The following is a 17,000-nucleotide window of genomic DNA, read 5'->3' on the forward strand; positions in this document are numbered from 1 at the left end:
GCCTGCCCATGACGTAATCCTCAGTCCTCAATAATCTGTTCCGCATGCCAAGGCTGCGATGCGCTGACCCGGATCGGGGCTTCTGGCGCGCCACGCACCGGATAACCCGGATGCTCCATGAAATACTCATGCGATGAAAAGGGCCTGCGCCCCGGCTCCAGCCGCCGCCAGACCCCGTTACGCTGTAGAATCCACGACTGCAGGTTGTCTTTGAGATCGATCATCATGATCTGGTCAAGCACGCGGGCATGAATTTGCGGGTCGAGCATGGGCACCATGCTTTCCACCCGCCAGTCCATGTTGCGCTGCATCCAGTCCGCCGAGGAGATATACAGCTTCGCCTGCTTTGATGGCAGGCGGTGCCCGTCGCCAAAGGCATAGATGCGCGCATGCTCCAAAAAGCGCCCCACGATGGACTTGACCTTGATGTTCTCCGAAAGGCCGGGAACACCGGGGCGCAGGCAGCAGATGCCGCGCACCACGGCCACTATGCGCACGCCTGCATTCGATGCCGCATACAGCCGGTCGATCAGGTCGGGATCGACCAGCGAGTTCATCTTGAGCCAGATCTGCCCCGGCCGGCCCGCCTGCACATGCGCGATCTCGCCTGCGATCAGTTCCTCAAGCGTGCGGCGGATGGTCACGGGCGAGAACGCGATCGCCTCCATCTTCGCGGGCATGGCGTAACCGGTCATGTAGTTGAACAGCCGCGCCGAATCGCGCGCAAGCTCCGGGTTGCACGTAAAGAACGACAGGTCGGTATAGATCCGCGCCGTAATGGGGTGGTAGTTGCCGGTGCCGAAATGCGCGTACGAGCGCAGGCCACTGCCCTCGCGCCGCACCACGAGGCTGAGCTTGGCATGGGTCTTGAGGTCGGAGAAGCCGAACACCACCTGCACGCCCGCCGCCTCAAGCGCGCGGGCGAGGCGGATGTTCGCCTCCTCGTCAAACCGGGCGCGCAGTTCGACCATGGCGGTGACCGCCTTGCCTGCTTCCGCCGCCTCGATCAGCGCCTTGACGATCGGGCTGTCGCGCGAGGTGCGGTAGAGCGTCTGCTTGATGGCCACCACGGCGGGGTCGAGCGCCGCCTGCCGCAGGAACTGCACCACCACGTCAAAGCTTTCAAACGGATGATGCACGATCATGTCGCGCGCGCGGATGGCGGCAAAGCAGTCGCCACCGCAATCAACAATCCGCTCGGGGAAGCGCGGCGTATAGGGCGGGAACAGCAGGTCGGGCCGGTCATCGACGATCAGCTGCTTGAGGTCCACCACCCCGATCAGCCCGGACTGCACGAACACTTCATCAGGCGGCGGGGCCAGCCCGTCGGCCATGGAGCGGGCCAGATCCTCGGGCATGCGCGATTCGATATCGAGATGGATCACCACGCCACGCCTGCGGCGCTTGAGCGCGCTCTCATAGGAGCGGACCAGATCCTCCGCCTCGTCCTCGAACTCCACATCCGTGTCGCGCACCACGCGCATCACCCCCCAGTCGCCCGCCACAAGGCCGGGGAACAGGCGGTCGATGCACATCACGATCAGGCGCTCAAGCAGGATGAAGCGCGTGATGCCGGGTGGCGAGAGGCTTGCCGGCAGCCGGATGAAACGCTCGATGCGCGCGGGCAGCAGGATCAGCGCCTCCATCACGAACTGCCCGGTCTCGGCGTTCATCAGCCGCAGCGCCTGCGCGATGCCCATGTTGGGGATGAAGGGCAGCGGATGGGCGGGGTCGATGGCCAGCGGCGTGAGCACGGGAAAGACGCGCTCCATGAAGCAGCTATCAAGCCATTCCTGCTCCTCGGCGGTGAAGGAGACTTCATCGCACACCACCACGCCAGCAGCTTCAAGCTCGCGCTGCAGGTCACGCCAGATGCGCTGCTGCTCCTGCAACAGCCGCCCCGTGCGCTCGCGCACGGCGGAAAGCTGCTGCTGGGGCGTCAGCCCATCGGGCGAGGTCTTGACCAGCCCCTCGCGCACCTGCCCCACAAGCCCCGCCACGCGCACGGAATAGAATTCATCAAGATTGGAGGCGCTGATCGACAGGAAACGCACGCGCTCGAGCAGCGGATTGCGGGGATTATCAGCCTCATCAACCACGCGCTGGTTAAAGTCGAGCCAGGACAGTTCGCGGTTGATGAAGCGCGCGGGCGATGTGGCGTCGATGTGGGTTTCAGGGGCTTCGCGCACGGCAACCTGCCGCCCTGCCGCCGTGGCGGAGTGGGCGCGGCTACGCGCGCGGGGCGCCGGTTTTGCGCCCGTGGCAGGCTTGCGTGGCGTTCTGGCCAATGGATTCGCGCTCCCGTTCGGCGGTGGCATTGCTTGTTGCAAGCGATTCTAGACGACGGGACACCCTCTTGGCCAGCACCAAGCCCATGCGTGCCCCGTTGCCCTCAAGGGGGCATCCGTAAGTTTCCGATGACGCTTTTTTCAAAACGCTTCGGGGAACGCCGCTTTTTTGCAAAACGGCGGCACCCGGCAACTTCTATTTCCAAAAAATATCCACCGACGCGCTTCAGGCTGAAGCCCATGAATTTTTCATGACAGGCGCAAGCCCCTGTTTTTTCTAGTCCGACGGCATGAGCGGCAGTTCGACTGGCAGCAGGTCGGCCAGTGCGTGCACGGCCAGAGCGCGGGTGACCGGGCGCCCCGAGGCAAGGGCTGCGTGATCCAGCCGGTTCACGGCCTCCTGCATGGCCAAAGCCGTGCGCGGCAGGCGGCGCAGCAGCCACTCCACCACCGGCTGCGCCACCACGATCTGGCGCTCGGCCAGCAGGCGCAGCAAAAGCACGCGCAACAGCCCGTCACCCGGCTGGCCGATGGCCACCGCCATCGTCGCACGCAACCTGCTGGCCAGGTCCGGCAGCGCCACCATCCAGCGCGCGGGCGGCGTGCGCGCGCCGAGCAGCAGGACCATGCCATGCTCGCGCGCGGCGTTGATCAGGTGCAGCAGGGCGCGCTCGTCAGCGCATTCATCGGCACTGTCAAGCGCAATGGCCATGAGCGGCACCCGCGCGCCACAGGCGGGGAACAGGGCCGCCACATGCGCATGCGACAGGCTGGCCCCATGCAGCAGCCGCGCGCCATGCCGGTGCGCCCAGATTTCAAGCAGATGGGTCTTGCCGGTGCCCGCCGCGCCCCAAAGCGCCAGCCTGCGCTCGGGCCAGGGCGTGGGGCCAAGCAGCCAGCTACGCGCGGCAGCGTTGGAGGCGGCAAAAACGAAGTCAGCAGCGGCAAAACGCGGCGTGTGGGCAAACGGCAACACCATCTGCCCGATCACCGCGGCAGGCGTGTTTTCATCCGTTTTCAGCTTCGTATGCTCAACCACCGCTTTGTGCACAGCCCCGCCATGACGTAAAGAAAGCCGGAAGTCCGTTTGAACCCGGCTCCAAGGGCAGTTTTCATAGCCTGCGCGAGGGAGTCCGGGAAAGTGATAGTTTGCTTGTGAAAAAGGCCTGCTGCATGACGTCCGCCCCCCGCCCGCCCAATGCCACCCCCGCCAACGCGCCGAGCGCCACCTACCGCGATGCCGGGGTTGATATCGCCGCGGGCGACGCCCTGGTCGAAGTCATCAAGCCTGCGGCAAAGGCCACCGACCGCCCCGGCACCATGGGCGGGCTTGGCGGATTCGGCGCGCTGTTCGACCTCAAGGCCGCCGGTTTTTCCGACCCCATTCTCGTGTCATGCACCGATGGCGTGGGCACAAAGCTCATGATCGCCATCGAGAGCGGCCTGCATGAAACCGTGGGCATCGACCTTGTGGCCATGTGCGTGAACGACCTTGTGGTGCAGGGCGCGACACCGCTGTTCTTCCTCGACTACTTCGCCACCGGCAAGCTTGCGGTCGAGGATGCGGCCAAGGTGGTGCGCGGCATAGCCAAAGGCTGCGCCGAGTCGGGCTGTGCGCTCGTGGGCGGCGAAACCGCCGAGATGCCAGGCATGTACGGCCCCGGCCATTACGACCTGGCCGGCTTTTCGGTCGGTGCGGCCGAGCGCACGGCGCTGCTGCCCGGCGATATCCGCCCCGGTGACACGCTGATCGCGCTGCCTTCGGCGGGCGTGCATTCCAATGGCTTTTCGCTGGTGCGCAACATCGTCACGCGCAGCGGTCTGGGCTGGGATGCCCCCTGCCCCTTCGCCGATGGCCTCACACTGGGCGAGGCGCTGATGACGCCCACCACATTATACGTTCGCCCCGTGCTCGACCTGCACCATGCGGGCCTGCTGGTGGGCGCTGCCCACATTACGGGTGGCGGCCTGCCGGGCAACCTGCCGCGCGTGCTGCCCAGGGGCGTGCGCGCCGTGCTTGATGGCACGGCCTGGCCTGTGCCGCCGGTGTTCCCGTGGCTGGCCAGCATTGGCAATGTCACCACCGAGGAAATGCTGCGCGTGTTCAACTGCGGCGTGGGCATGGTGCTGGTGGTGCGCGACAGTGACGCCGCCATGGCGAAACTGGCCGAGCGCGGGCAGCAGGCGTTCATCATCGGCACCATCACGCAGGGCGAAAGCCCGGACAGCCCGGCCACGCTGACCTTTGATGAACTGCCCGAACTGCGTGACTGACCCGGCTCCGATGCACAAGACACCCATCGCCATCCTCATCAGCGGGCGCGGCAGCAACATGCGCGCGCTGATTGCCGCCTGCGCGCGGCCTGACTACCCCGCCCGCATTGCCCTGGTGCTGAGCAACAACCCCGACGCGCCGGGACTGGACGTGGCGCGGGAAGCCGGGCTTGAAGCCCGCGCCATCGACCACCGCGCCTACCCCCGCGACCGTGAGGCCCATGAGCGCGCGCTTGACGCAACACTGCGGGCGGCGGGCGTGGAATATATCTGCCTTGCGGGCTACATGCGCCTGCTCACGCCATTCCTGACCACGGCATGGAAGGGGCGGATGCTCAACATCCACCCCAGCCTGCTGCCCGCCTTTCCCGGCCTGCACACGCATGAGCGCGCGCTGGAAAACGGCACCCGCATCCATGGCTGCACCGTGCATTGGGTGACGGAGGGCATGGATGAAGGCCCGGTCATCGGCCAGGCCGCCGTGCCCGTGCTCGATGGCGACACGCCGGACATGCTGGCCGCCCGCGTGCTGGTGCAGGAACACAGGCTCTACCCCGCTGCCCTGCACCGCGTGCTGGCTCCGGCCACGACACCCGTGCCTGACGCGGCTGACAGCCTGCTGGCGGTTTAAACAGGCTTCCGGGCGCCGCCTTTTTCACCAAGGCAGCGCCCTGTCGAAGCTTTTTGAAAAAAGCTTCGCCAAAAACTTCTTCTCTTTGCCTTTATCAGAGCCGGGCATCTGCGCGGCTTGCGCTGCGCTTTCCGCTTTTCAATACCATTATGTGCGATAAAATATTCAGACGCCCGTCAGCCCGCAGGCATAAAAAAAGCCGACCCGAAGGTCGGCTTTTCCGCAACCGGAGCATGATGCCCCGGCCCTTTTCCAATCCATAAGGATCAGGGCAGGATCTCGGTGCCAGCGAAGAAGAAGGAGATCTCGTTCTTCGCGTTCTCGAGGCTGTCGGAGCCATGCACGGAGTTGGCTTCGATGCTCTCGGCAAACTGGGCGCGGATGGTGTGGGCTTCGGCCTTCTTGGGGTCGGTGGCACCCATCACTTCGCGGTTCTTCAGCACGGCGTTCTCGCCTTCAAGCACCTGCACCACGACCGGGCCAGAGATCATGAAGGACACGAGGTCGTTGTAGAACGGGCGCTCCTTGTGCACTTCATAGAACGCGCCAGCGGTCGCCTTGGTCAGCTGGATGCGCTTCTGGGCAACGATGCGCAGGCCATTGCCTTCGAACACGGCATTGATCTTGCCGGTCAGGTTACGACGGGTCGCATCGGGCTTGATGATGGAGAGGGTACGTTCGACTGCCATGGGACAGCTCCTTTCAACAGGTTGCAAAATATACGAGGCGGCATTGGACATAAGCCGACATCACCTTACAACCGCCATCTAGAGCATATCGCCGCAGACTGGTAGGTACAAAGCCGCACGAAACCAGCCATGCCCCCTATTATTGCCGGAGTTTTCCGCCCGTGAGCCTGCTCGTCATATCTGACCTGACCCTGCGCATTGCAGGGCGCACCCTGCTCGATGGCGCGAGCCTGAGCATCGACCCCGGCCGCAAGATCGGCCTTGTGGGCCGCAACGGGGCGGGCAAGTCCACGCTGCTGGCCGCCATTGCAGGTGATATCGCGCCCGATGGCGGCTCCATTCATCTTTCCGCCCGCGCGCGCATGGCCCGCATCAAGCAGGAAGCGCCCACCGGCTACGGCTCCCTGCTCGACACCGTGCTGGCGGGTGATACCGAGCGCACGAGCCTGCTGGCCGAATCCGAGACCTGTACCGATCCCGCCCGCATTGCCGATATTCACGAGCGCCTGCTGGCCATTGATGCCCACAGCGCGCCCGCCCGCGCCGCCGCGATCCTGTCCGGCCTTGGCTTTGATGCCAGCGCCCAGGCGCGCCCGGTATCCGACTTTTCGGGCGGGTGGCGCATGCGCGTGGCGCTGGCAACCGCCCTGTTCCTCAACCCCGACCTGCTGCTGCTCGATGAGCCGACCAACCACCTCGACCTCGAGGCCACGATCTGGCTCGAGAACTGGCTGGCCCGCTTTGGCGGCGCTGCCCTGATTGTCAGCCATGATCGCGGGCTGCTCGACCGCGCGGTGGATGCCATCGCCCATCTCGACCGGGGCAAGCTCACGCTCACGCCCGGCGGGTATGAGGAGTTCGTGCGCATCCGCACCGAGCAGGCGCTGCAGCAGGCCCGCATGGCCGAGCGCATCAACGCCAAGCGCGCGCATATGCAGTCCTTTGTTGACCGTTTCCGCGCCAAGGCCACCAAGGCCAAGCAGGCGCAGGCCCGCATCAAGGCGCTGGAAAAACTGCCGCAGATCGACAGCGTGGTAGAGGATACGCCCAGCCACTTCTCCTTCCCCGAGCCCTCCGCCCTGCCGCCGCCCATGCTGACCATGGAGCGCGTGAGTGCGGGGTATGGCGAGCACACCATCCTGTCCAACCTGTCGCTGCGCATCGACATGGAGGACCGCATCGCCCTGCTTGGTGCGAACGGCAACGGCAAGTCCACCTTCGCCAAGCTGGTGGCGGGCAGGCTGGAGCCCCAGTCGGGCACGATCCAGCACAGCCCCAAGCTGAAGGTGGGCTATTTCGCCCAGCATCAGGCCGAGGAACTGCGCCCGGACGAGACCCCGGTCGACCACATGGCCCGCGCCCTGCCCGAAGCCACGCCGCCTGCCGTGCGCGCGCAGCTTGCCCGCTTCGGGCTGGATGCGGAGCGGGCCGAAACACCCACGCGCGACCTGTCAGGCGGCGAGAAGGCCCGCCTGCTGCTGGCGCTGGCAACGCGGGATGCCCCGCACCTGCTGATTCTGGATGAACCGACCAACCACCTTGACCTTGATGCGCGTGACGCGCTGATCCGCGCACTGGCGGAATTCGAGGGCGCGGTGCTGCTGATCAGCCATGACCCGCATCTGGTCGAACTCGTGGCCGACCGGCTGTGGCTGGTGGGCGATGGCACGGTGCGCCCGTTTGAGGGCGACATGGCGGAATACCGCGTATGGCTGACCGAACGCGCCCGCGCTGTCGCGGCCAGCAACCCCGACCGCCCCGCCGCCGCCCCGAAGCGCGATGACCGCCGCGAACGTGCCGAGGCCCGCAAGGCCACGGCCCCCCTGCGCAAGCGCATCCGCGATGCCGAGCAGCTTATGGCAAAACTGGTGGCCGAACGCGCAAAACTCGAAGCCCGCCTTGCCGACCCCAAACTGTATGAAACCGGCAAGCCCGAGGAGGTTACGGCACTCAACACCCGCCTTGCCGCCATTGCCCGCGAACATGACCACGCCGAGGAAGACTGGCTGGAAGCCGAAACCGAGCTTGAAGCCGCGAATGCGGACTAAGGCCGATAAAAATTTTTGGTAAAGCTTTTTTTCAAAAAGCTTCGAAAGAACGCTGCCTTTTTGAAAAAGGGCAGCACCCAAAAACTTTTAGCATTTACAGGTTGCTTTCCGGGAACCGGCCAGCCCGATCAGGAAAATCCCCAACCCCACAGCCGAGAGGCAGGCCCCGGCCCACCCCACGGACTGCGCGCCATAACCCGCCGCAATCACCGCCCCGCCCAGCCAGGCCCCGAAGGCATTGGCGATGTTGACGGCACAATGGTTGAGTGCCGCCGCCAGCCCCTGCGCCTCGGCTGCCACGTCCATGAGGCGGGTCTGTAGCGCGGGCAGCAGGGCGATGATGCAGCCGGTCAGGCCGATGACCGGCAGGATCAGCCACACGTTGCCCGCGCAGAGCGCAAACAGGCATGACATGAGCGTGCTCGCAATCAGGGTTACGATAATGGCCAGCACCGGGCTCACATCAACCAGCCGCGCGCCCGCCATGTTGCCCGCCACCATGCCCAGCCCCCACAGCATCTGCGCTACCGGCAGCACGCCAGCGGAAACCCCCGTCACGCCCAGCAGCACGGTGGAAAGATAGGTGCCGACACAGAACATGCCACCAAACCCGACCGCGCCGGTGGCCAGCGTCAGCCATACCTGCGGGCTGCGGAGCGCACCAAGCTCGCGCCTTAGGGAGGGCGCATGGGCAGGATCGACCGGCACCTGCGGCAGGCTGCGCGCCATCAGCCCGAAGGCGAAGACACCCATGAGCGTGACCAGCGCGTAAACCGCGCGCCAGCCCAACGCTTCACCCACCCATGTCACCAGCGGCACGCCCACCACATGCGCGATCGTAAGACCTGAGAACACGCCTGCCACCGCCCGCCCCCGGCGCGCGGGTGGCACCATTTCTGCCGCCACCAGCGCCGCCACGGCATAAAAGGCGCCATGCGGCAGCCCGGTCAGAAAACGCAGGGCCACCAGCGTGGCATAACCGGGTGCCAGCACGCACCCGGCATTGCCCGCCACGAACACGGCCTGCAGCACCAGCAGCAGCCTGCGCCGGGGCATGCGGGCGGCCAGCAGGATAACAAGCGGCGCCCCCACCACCACCCCCAGCGCATAGGCGCTGATGACATGGCCTGCCACCGGCACGCCAACGCCAAGCGACCGCGCCACGCCGGGCAGCAGCGCCATGAGCGCGAACTCACCCGTGCCGATGGCAAAGGTGGCGACCGCCAGCGCAGCCCAGGCCATCCATACGCGCCCCGCCGGAAGGGGGGCCATATTCGCATCACTCACACATACGCCCTTTCCCGATGGGGAAGATTGGCTTACCGCTTGCATATCAATGCGGCATTAACCCATCAGGGGCCATATCACTTTATCAGACCATCCGTGACGGAATTTCATTCTCCGGCAATCCGTCCGCCTCACCATGCGTTATCCGGGTTCACGCCACGCGCACGTCAACCCCGTTCCACACGTTCCATGCCCAGCACACGGACCCATAGATGACAGCCTCGCCCCCTACGGCTCCTTCTTCCAACGAACCCGATTCAAGACCTGCCCACCACAAGGATGACATACCCGACCCCCGCGCCACACAGCTAGCGCGTATCTATGCCCTGCTGCGACTGACGCTGATCGTGACCATCGTGGTCATGCTGATCTGGGTTGTGGGCGATGTGCTGATGGTCATCTTCGCCGCAACCCTGGTGGCGGTGATCCTGCACAATCTGGCCCGCCTGGTTGAGCAGCGCATGCGCATGCCTTACTGGCTGGCGCTTTCCATCGTGGTGGTGGCGCTGATCGGCGCGCTGACCGGGCTGATCTGGAGCAGCGGCCCCGAAATATCGGAGCAGGCGGTCAAGCTGCGCACGGCCCTGAGCGAGCAGGCCCACAACCTGCGTGACAGCATGGGCAATTCCTCCACCGGGCGGATGATCCTCGATAACCTGCCCACCACCCTTGGCGGCAACGAACAGACTTCGGGCAATGCCGGGTTCGGTTCCATCGCGGGGTCGATGACCGGCTTTGTCTCCTCGGCCTTTGGCGCTGCGGGCACGCTGGCCGTGATCCTGATCGCGGGGCTGTATTTCGCCATCTCACCCGAAATCTATGTCAACGGCATGCTGCGGCTGATCCCCCACCCCTACCGCAAGACCTCGCGCGAACTGCTGCTGACCGCAGGCCGCACCCTGTGGGCGTGGACGGCGGGGCAGGCGCTGGACATGACGGTGGTGGGGCTGCTGTCCTTCATCGGGCTGTGGTGCATTGGCGTGCCGCTGGCCCTCGCCTTGGGCGTGGTGGCGGGGATGGCCAATTTCATCCCCTATATCGGGGCCTTCGTGGGGGCCGTGCCCGCCGTGCTCATCGGGCTTTCGCAGGGCACGCGCGAGGGGGTCATGGTGCTGGGGCTTTACGCCGCCATCCAGTTCTTCGAGGGTAATGTCATGGCGCCGCTCATCCAGCGCCATGCGGTCAAGATGCCGCCGGGTCTGACCATCCTGTCACAGACGATCTTTGGCACCATTCTGGGCATTTCGGGCCTGATCCTGGCCTCGCCGCTCACCGCTGCCCTGCTCGCCACCATGGACAAAGCCATGCCAGAACTCGATGATGACGAGCGGGTCTAGGCACCGGCAGGCTGGCAGGGAAGTCATGCCGCCTTTTTTGAAAAAAGGCGGCACCCAAAAGCCTTGATCTTTTTATCAGGCCTGCAGGGTATTCACATCCACATGCGCCATGCCAGCCCGTGTGGCGGCCTGCATGCCCTCGCGGCTGTCCTCGAACACGAGGCAGGCGGCGGGCGCACAGGCAATATTGCGTGCCGCGAGCAGGAACATGTCCGGCGCGGGCTTGGGGTGGTTCACGTCATCAATGGTGATGATGACATCGAACAGCTTCTCGAGCCCGAGGTGGCTCAGGCAGGCCGAAACAACCTGCCGCGACCCGTTCGAGGCCACCGCCATGGGCAGGCGGCCATGATATGCGCGGGCGATATCGGTCACGACCGTGATCTCGCGCAGCACATGCAACTGCCGGAGCATGCTGGCGCGCGCGTTCGATATGATGCCATCACGGTCCACCACGCGGCCCAGGCGCTGCTCGACAATATCAAGCACCATATGCTCGGACATGCCGCCATGACCATGAAACCATTCCGGCGGCACGCCCTGGCCGATCGCATCCTCAAGGGCGGCGAGCCAGCCTTCACGGTACAGCGGCAGGCTATCGACGAGCGTGCCGTCGCAATCAAAGATCAGGCCCTGCGTGCCCGCGCGCACAAGGCTCATGGGAAAGCCGACCGGGCATAGTCATACTGGTTGACCAGATCACGCAGCGCGTCGAAATCCTTGTCCTTGTAGTGATGGAAGCGGATCACGGCGCCAGGGCGCTCCTCCACGAACACGGTGTTGTTCCAGTCAGCAGCGCTGATGCCGGTCCATAGCGTGATGCGATATGGCACGGCGGGGCCGCTGGCCTGTCTGCCATCTTGCGCCACCTGCATTTCCATCACGGCATCACCGCTTGAAGGCGGGGTCTGCCCCAGCGGGCCCCAGCCCTTGGTGTGGGCCTGCAGCCAGTCATTAAGCGTCTTGACCTGCGCTGCCGTGAGCGTGCGCTCGCGCCGCATGGGGCCGACCGCAATGGTGCCCGACTGCATGGTGGGGAAGCTCAGCGGCCGGAAATTGGGCATGGCCATGTACCACAACCCTGCTGCCGTGCCGATAGTGATGAACAGAAACCCGATCAGCAGGGCGGTTTCGCGTCTCATTGGCGTATGGTCTCCTTATGCACACACAGCCGCGATAACCCGGGCCACGTCATTGTCCGACAGTTCCGGATGTAGCGGAAGCGCCATGATCCGGCGCGAAAGATCTTCGGCCACCGGCAGCGACGCGCCATCATGACACGCCTCATAGGCGGGCTGGCGGTGCAGCGGCCGGGGGTAATAGATGGCCGAGGCCACGCCACGGGCCTTGAGCTTCTCCTGCATGGCGGCGCGATCGGCCTCGCCCTGGGTCAGCACGGAATAGATCGCCCACGAGGACTCGCTATCCGCCACGCGGGCGGGCGGCACCAGATGGCCCGCAATGCCCTTGTCATAGGCGCTGGCAATGGCCCGCCTGCGGGCAAGCTCCGCATCGAAACGCTCCAGCTTGGCCAGGATGATGGCGGCCTGCAGCGTATCAAGCCGGGCGTTCATGCCCGTGCGCAGCACCTCGTAGCGGGTCTTGCCCTCGCCATGGGTGCGCAGCGAGCGGTAGAGTTCAGCGCGTTCGGGGTCATCGGTCAGGATCGCGCCTGCATCGCCATAAGCGCCGAGCGGCTTGGAGGGGAAGAAGGACAGCGTGGTGGCCACCCCCTCGCGCCCCAGCCTGCGGCCCGACAGGCTCGCGCCATAGGCCTGCGCGCAGTCCGCCATGAGGAACAGGTCTTCTTCCGCCGCAATGGCCCGCAGTTCGGGCCACGGCGCGGGCTGGCCAAACAGGTCCACCCCGATCAGCGCGCGCGGGCGCAGGCGGCCAGCCTTGCGCACATCGGCAATGCGCTGGCGCAGGTTTTCAGGGTCGATCTGGAAGGTGCGCGGGTCCACATCCACAAAGACCGGGGTAGCGCCAAGCACCAGCGGCACCTCCGCCGTGGCGGTGTAGGTAAAGGCGGGCAGGAACACGGCGTCGCCTTCCCCGATTCCCTCCGCCATCAGCACGACCTGGATGGCATCGGTGCCCGATGAAACGCCCACGCATTCCGCTGCCCCCACATAGCTGGCCAGCCGGGATTCGAGCTCGGCCACTTCGGGGCCCATGACAAAGCGGCAGTGCCGCATCACCGCATCGACACGCGCGCGCAGTGCATCGGCAATGGCAGCCTGCTGTCTGGGCAGGTCAAGAAAACCTATAGGCGCCTGCGCCGGAGCGTTCATGATGCATTCCTTTCCACATCGGCCTGCCCCGCCGGAACCTGGCTGGCCACGCCGTGCGGGTTATGGACAAATTCAGGTACGAGCCTGCGCGCAAGGTCCAGCGCCTGCGCGCTGTCACCATGACGACATGCCACTGTCAGTGCATCCATGATATTGACGACCTGCGCAAGGTCCACCGTACGCGGCGTTGCCATCCGCAAACCGGGACAGCCGGTGGGTTGCAGGATTTCCTGACTGTAAAACAGGTCTTCGGCCAGCTTTTCGCCCGGTCGCAGCCCGGTAAAGTGGATCTGCACGTCACGTCCCGGCCGCAGCCCCGCCAGCACGATCATCTGCCGCGCCAGTTCAAGGATGCGCACCGGCGTGCCCATGTCGAGCACGAACACTCCGCCCCGGCGCAGCAGGGCGGCGGCGAGCTGGTCCTCCTGCGCGCCGGTGCCACAGGCGCTGGCCTGCAGCACCAGCCCCACGGCCTCCGACACGGTCATGAAATAGCGCTGCATGCGCGGGTCGGTCACCGTAAGCGGGCCGCCACGCACAAGCTGGTGCTGGAACAGCGGAATGACCGAGCCGGTCGAGCCCATCACGTTGCCAAAGCGCACGGTCACGCAGCGCATGGCCTCCGGGCCGCCCGCGCGCCGGACCCGGGCATCAAGGGCCTGGCAGTACATCTCGGCAATGCGCTTTGAAACACCCATGACACTGGCGGGATTGACGGCCTTGTCAGTCGAGATGAGCACCATGGCCCGCACGCCGTGGCGGCTGGCCGCATCGGCCACGATGCGGGTGCCGGTCACGTTGGTCAGCAGCCCCTCGCACGGATTGGCCTCGACCATGGGCACCTGCTTCAGCGCCGCTGCATGAAACACCAGTTCGGGGCGATAGCGGGCAAAAACCTGCTCGATGCGCGCGTGATCGCGTATGTCGGCCAGCACCAGATGGCGCTTCAGCGCAGGCACCATCGCTTCAAGGTCGATATCCACCTGCCATAGCGGGAACTCCCCCATATCGAGCAAAATGAGTTCCGCAGGCGCATGGCGGGCGATCTGGCGCACCAGTTCCGCCCCGATCGAGCCACCCGCCCCCGTAACCAGCACCCGCCGCCCGCGCAGCATGCTGGCCAGCCCCTGTTCATTCGGCGCCACGGGCTGGCGTGGCAGCAGGTCCGCCAGCCTTACGGGGTGCAGGGGCGCCCGCGCGGTGCCTGTCAGGCCGGACAGGTCGGGCATGCAGCGCACCGGGGTGCCGCTTTCATGCGCCATGCGCAGCACAGTGGAAAGCCGCTCGCCGCGGAAATGCGGGTCGGCCACCACCACCATCCAGTTTTCATCCGCACCCAGTGCCGCAAGAATGGCCCGCAGGTCGCCCGCCTGCCCCAGCACCGGCAGGCCGCGCAGCCTGCGGCCGGGGCGGCGCTGGCGGCCTTCAAGCACCAGCCCCGCCACCCGGCGGCCCATATGTGGCACCAGCGCCAGGAAGCGGCTGGCATCTTCCCCATCGCCCAGCACGATCACGCGCTGGCTGCCCTCAAGCCCCCGCAGGCCCTGCCGCCAGTACTGATAGCCGCCCCGCACGCCCGCCAGCAGCACGAACGCCGCCATGCCGTAAACCATGCCAAATGCCGGGGCGGGCGCGCCCAGCAGGTCTGTGGCCCCCAGCACCAGCCCGGACGCCAGCGCGCAGGCCCCGCCCAGCCGCCAGAAATCGGATTGCCCGGCAAAGCGCCAGTGCTGCTGAAAGACGCGGAACGGCCACCCCGCCACGCCAAGCCCCGCCATGCCAAGCACCTGCACGCCACCAGCCAGCACCCTGTCAGACACTGGCACCTGATAGCCACACGCCCAGCCCGCAAGGCTTGCCGCCAGCCCCCCCAGGACCGTATCAAGCATGCAGTTCAGCGCTATGGTCCGTGTCATGCGCAGGCACTCGGCCAGGGAGTGGCTGCTGGAGGATTGCGTTGCCATTACCTCCTCCCTATAGCCGAGCCTGCAGGGGGGCAAGAAGGAGAGACCATGCCCCGGACCCTGCTTTCATGACCCTTTTACATAACGATCATGCCGAAAACGTAATTTTCGTGCTGCTGCTGGGCGCGGGCGCGGTCATGGCCGCCCTTCTGTCGCGCCGGGTCATCGGGCTGCGCATACTCGATTACCCCACCGGGCGCAGCGCCCATGCCCGGCCCGTGCCCAAGGGTGGTGGGCTTGCCATTCTGGCCGTGTTCGTAACAGGCGTGCCGCTGGCGCAGATGATCCTGCACCATGCCCCCACCCTTGCTGACAAGACCCTGCTGGCCGCGACTGCCTGGCTGGGCCTTTTTTCATGGCGCGATGACATGCACCCCATGCCCGCCATATGGAAGCTGGGCGCACAGGTACTGGCGGCATTGCTGGTGGCCTGGGGCAGCCTGGGCGTGCTGCCGCATGATGGCGCGACATGGGGCCTGCTGCTGGGGCGCGGCCTGTGGCTGGTCGTGTTGTGCAACACCATCAACTTCATGGACGGGCTGGACGGGCTGGCCGCGGGCTGCACCCTGCTGGCCTGCATGGTCACCGCCATTTTGTGCCTGCATGCGCACGCAGGGGTGGAGACATGGGGCACGGCGCTGGTCATGGCTGTTGCCATTGCCGGTTTCCTGCCCTTCAATTTCCCCAAAGCGCGGCTGTTCATGGGCGATGTGGGCAGCCAGTGCTGCGGGCTGGTGCTGGGCGCGCTGGGGCTGCACATGGCCGACCTGCCGCAACTGGCGCATGGCTGGGCGCTCATGCCGCTCATGCTATCGGGCCTGCTGGCCGATGTGGGGGTGACACTGCTGCGCCGCACCGTGCTGCGTCGCCCGCTCCTGCAGGCGCATCGGGAGCATCTCTACCAGATGGCCCATCGCAGCGGCATGAAACCCGCATCCATCACCATACTGGCATGGGCGGCAACGCTATGCGGCGCGGGGGCGGCGTGCGCACTGGCTGGCAGCGTCATTGACCTGCCAGCCGCCTTGCTCGGGCCGCTGGCGCTACAACTGGCCTGGGGCGTGGCGGTGATCGGGCGCGTGCGCCATGCGCCGGAATTGCGGTGGTAGAAACAGAACAGGGGGAACGGCCGTGCGACCATTCCCCCTGCCGATCGTGACAGATAACGGACCTTACTTGCCGGTAAGGGTAATCTTCATGCCCTGGGCTGCGGCGGCAAGGCGACCGCCGGAGCTTGAGGTATCGAGCCGGATGCGCACGCCCGCGGGGTTGTTGAGCAGGACCGCGCCAATGCCGGTGCCTGCTGTCACGTCACCGTTGACGGCGGCATAGCTTCCCTCGAAATCCTTGACCGAATGCAGGTTATAGACCGTGCCGCTGCCCTTAATGTTGGCATAGCCCACGGCCGCAAGCGACCCGCCCTCGATCTTGAAGCGGTAGGTATGGTGCCCATAGACCAGCTTGCCCGTGCCCCATGTATGCCCCACGCCGATATCAAGCGACTTGAACTTCATGGTGACGGTGCCCGATGGCGTGCCCAGCGAGGATTCCTCGGCCATGGCCGCACACGGCAGGCCGGCAAGGGGCGCCACGGCGATGGCCAGGGCAAGCAGACGTCGAGAGATATGCATGTAAGGTAAACCTTCCGTCGCGAAATGCACGAAGAGAACCTGCTGCTAACTCAGCTCGCGCGGCGAAGTTCCTCGGTGCGGCGCGCACGCGGGGCCTTGCGCACGGGGGCGGCAACCTTTTCCTGCGCTGCAGCGGATGTTTCGTTCACGATCGTGCGCAGGTCACGCAGGAAGCCGTTGCCCTGCGGGGTGTGCGTAATCAGCACCGAGCGGCGATCCATCGGGTCGGCCGTGCGGCGGGCGAGGCGCAGATCCTCGAGCCGGTCGAGCGCGCGGGTGATCGCGGGCTTGGACACGTTCAGCTCGGCGGCGAGGCCACGCACGGTGTGGGCGTTGTCGCTGAGGTAGCAGGTCAGGAACACTGCGAGCTGGCGGGCTGAAAGGTCAGGCCCGTCGCGGCGAACCATGGCGACAACGGTGTCGCGCAGGGACTGCGTCATCTGGTCCGCGTTAGCCTGATTAGCCTGTGATGACTTGGCCATCGGTTGGAATCCTCTGTCATGATGTCGTGCCGGCCCATGGGTTCTGGAAGCCCTGGAATCGGGCCGACACGGAAT

The 17,000-nt window shown here is 65.7% G+C and carries 15 protein-coding genes; 5 read left to right on the forward strand and 10 right to left on the reverse strand.

What is annotated here, in order from left to right:
- Positions 1-20 precede the first annotated feature (20 nt).
- Entirely contained in the window at positions 21-2,318 is a 2,298-nt protein-coding gene (locus R5N89_RS10150) for an RNA degradosome polyphosphate kinase (RefSeq protein WP_110566515.1), read from the reverse strand.
- A 247-nt stretch (positions 2,319-2,565) separates the two neighbouring features.
- Positions 2,566-3,327, reverse strand: coding sequence for a chromosomal replication initiator DnaA (locus R5N89_RS10155; protein WP_110566888.1), 762 nt, complete (start codon positions 3,325-3,327; stop codon positions 2,566-2,568).
- Positions 3,328-3,461: 134 nt separating this feature from the next.
- Here R5N89_RS10155 and purM point away from each other — a divergent pair, with 134 nt between their 5' ends.
- Both purM and purN read left to right on the forward strand, forming a co-directional pair.
- The gene (gene purM, locus R5N89_RS10160; protein ID WP_110566516.1) at positions 3,462-4,562 is read left to right on the forward strand and encodes a phosphoribosylformylglycinamidine cyclo-ligase; all 1,101 of its coding nucleotides are present in this window, start codon (positions 3,462-3,464) and stop codon (positions 4,560-4,562) included.
- Between the two features lie 10 nt (positions 4,563-4,572).
- A complete protein-coding gene (gene purN, locus R5N89_RS10165) occupies positions 4,573-5,193 on the forward strand; it encodes a phosphoribosylglycinamide formyltransferase (protein ID WP_110566518.1) in 621 nt (206 codons plus the stop codon).
- Positions 5,194-5,459: 266 nt separating this feature from the next.
- Here the strand turns inward: purN and ndk are convergent, their stop codons facing one another.
- Positions 5,460-5,882 (reverse strand): nucleoside-diphosphate kinase, encoded by a 423-nt coding sequence (ndk, locus tag R5N89_RS10170; RefSeq protein WP_010514331.1) that lies wholly within the window; start codon positions 5,880-5,882, stop codon positions 5,460-5,462.
- Between the two features lie 161 nt (positions 5,883-6,043).
- Here ndk and R5N89_RS10175 point away from each other — a divergent pair, with 161 nt between their 5' ends.
- Complete coding sequence (locus R5N89_RS10175) at positions 6,044-7,930, forward strand: ABC-F family ATP-binding cassette domain-containing protein (RefSeq protein WP_110566520.1); 1,887 nt, start codon at positions 6,044-6,046, stop codon at positions 7,928-7,930.
- 87 nt (positions 7,931-8,017) lie between these two features.
- Here the strand turns inward: R5N89_RS10175 and R5N89_RS10180 are convergent, their stop codons facing one another.
- Positions 8,018-9,202 (reverse strand): MFS transporter, encoded by a 1,185-nt coding sequence (locus R5N89_RS10180; RefSeq protein ID WP_244192017.1) that lies wholly within the window; start codon positions 9,200-9,202, stop codon positions 8,018-8,020.
- A gap of 227 nt (positions 9,203-9,429) precedes the next feature.
- Between R5N89_RS10180 and R5N89_RS10185 the strand changes: the two genes are divergently transcribed.
- Complete coding sequence (locus R5N89_RS10185; protein WP_110566522.1) at positions 9,430-10,554, forward strand: AI-2E family transporter; 1,125 nt, start codon at positions 9,430-9,432, stop codon at positions 10,552-10,554.
- A 75-nt stretch (positions 10,555-10,629) separates the two neighbouring features.
- On the opposite strand, the gene R5N89_RS10190 is transcribed toward R5N89_RS10185, so the two are convergent.
- Genes R5N89_RS10190 through R5N89_RS10205 form a run of 4 tightly spaced genes read right to left on the reverse strand, consistent with a single transcriptional unit; the run spans position 10,630 to position 14,812 of the window.
- Positions 10,630-11,214, reverse strand: a complete 585-nt coding sequence (locus R5N89_RS10190; protein ID WP_110566524.1) for an HAD family phosphatase — start codon at positions 11,212-11,214, stop codon at positions 10,630-10,632.
- Complete coding sequence (locus R5N89_RS10195; RefSeq protein ID WP_110566526.1) at positions 11,211-11,696, reverse strand: hypothetical protein; 486 nt, start codon at positions 11,694-11,696, stop codon at positions 11,211-11,213. Before R5N89_RS10195 ends, R5N89_RS10190 begins: the two co-directional genes overlap by 4 nt.
- A 15-nt stretch (positions 11,697-11,711) precedes the next feature.
- Positions 11,712-12,848, reverse strand: coding sequence for a DegT/DnrJ/EryC1/StrS aminotransferase family protein (locus R5N89_RS10200; RefSeq protein WP_110566528.1), 1,137 nt, complete (start codon positions 12,846-12,848; stop codon positions 11,712-11,714).
- Positions 12,845-14,812 (reverse strand): nucleoside-diphosphate sugar epimerase/dehydratase, encoded by a 1,968-nt coding sequence (locus tag R5N89_RS10205; RefSeq protein WP_208624598.1) that lies wholly within the window; start codon positions 14,810-14,812, stop codon positions 12,845-12,847. The genes R5N89_RS10200 and R5N89_RS10205 overlap by 4 nt, the downstream gene beginning before the upstream one ends.
- Positions 14,813-14,880: 68 nt before the next feature.
- Here R5N89_RS10205 and R5N89_RS10210 point away from each other — a divergent pair, with 68 nt between their 5' ends.
- Positions 14,881-15,921, forward strand: coding sequence for a glycosyltransferase family 4 protein (locus R5N89_RS10210; protein WP_110566530.1), 1,041 nt, complete (start codon positions 14,881-14,883; stop codon positions 15,919-15,921).
- A 63-nt stretch (positions 15,922-15,984) separates the two neighbouring features.
- On the opposite strand, the gene R5N89_RS10215 is transcribed toward R5N89_RS10210, so the two are convergent.
- Together R5N89_RS10215 and R5N89_RS10220 are read right to left on the reverse strand one after the other, a co-directional pair.
- On the reverse strand, positions 15,985-16,443 hold the full coding sequence (locus R5N89_RS10215; RefSeq protein WP_208624599.1) for a hypothetical protein: 459 nt from the start codon (positions 16,441-16,443) through the stop codon (positions 15,985-15,987).
- Between the two features lie 50 nt (positions 16,444-16,493).
- The gene (locus R5N89_RS10220) at positions 16,494-16,925 is read right to left on the reverse strand and encodes a MarR family transcriptional regulator (RefSeq protein WP_110566534.1); all 432 of its coding nucleotides are present in this window, start codon (positions 16,923-16,925) and stop codon (positions 16,494-16,496) included.
- Positions 16,926-17,000: the final 75 nt, after the last annotated feature.

Source organism: Komagataeibacter sucrofermentans DSM 15973, assembly GCF_040581405.1.
Taxonomy (GTDB): Bacteria; Pseudomonadota; Alphaproteobacteria; order Acetobacterales; family Acetobacteraceae; genus Komagataeibacter; species Komagataeibacter sucrofermentans.

Coding starts and splice junctions, on each gene's coding strand:
- R5N89_RS10150 (WP_110566515.1), bottom strand. CDS start 2,318: ATGCCACCGCCGAACGGGAGCGCGAATCCATTGGCCAGAACGCCACGC.
- purM (WP_110566516.1), top strand. CDS start 3,462: ATGACGTCCGCCCCCCGCCCGCCCAATGCCACCCCCGCCAACGCGCCG.
- purN (WP_110566518.1), top strand. CDS start 4,573: ATGCACAAGACACCCATCGCCATCCTCATCAGCGGGCGCGGCAGCAAC.
- ndk (WP_010514331.1), bottom strand. CDS start 5,882: ATGGCAGTCGAACGTACCCTCTCCATCATCAAGCCCGATGCGACCCGT.
- R5N89_RS10180 (WP_244192017.1), bottom strand. CDS start 9,202: ATGGCCCCCCTTCCGGCGGGGCGCGTATGGATGGCCTGGGCTGCGCTG.
- R5N89_RS10185 (WP_110566522.1), top strand. CDS start 9,430: ATGACAGCCTCGCCCCCTACGGCTCCTTCTTCCAACGAACCCGATTCA.
- R5N89_RS10190 (WP_110566524.1), bottom strand. CDS start 11,214: ATGAGCCTTGTGCGCGCGGGCACGCAGGGCCTGATCTTTGATTGCGAC.
- R5N89_RS10195 (WP_110566526.1), bottom strand. CDS start 11,696: ATGAGACGCGAAACCGCCCTGCTGATCGGGTTTCTGTTCATCACTATC.
- R5N89_RS10200 (WP_110566528.1), bottom strand. CDS start 12,848: ATGAACGCTCCGGCGCAGGCGCCTATAGGTTTTCTTGACCTGCCCAGA.
- R5N89_RS10205 (WP_208624598.1), bottom strand. CDS start 14,812: ATGGCAACGCAATCCTCCAGCAGCCACTCCCTGGCCGAGTGCCTGCGC.
- R5N89_RS10210 (WP_110566530.1), top strand. CDS start 14,881: ATGACCCTTTTACATAACGATCATGCCGAAAACGTAATTTTCGTGCTG.
- R5N89_RS10215 (WP_208624599.1), bottom strand. CDS start 16,443: ATGCATATCTCTCGACGTCTGCTTGCCCTGGCCATCGCCGTGGCGCCC.
- R5N89_RS10220 (WP_110566534.1), bottom strand. CDS start 16,925: ATGGCCAAGTCATCACAGGCTAATCAGGCTAACGCGGACCAGATGACG.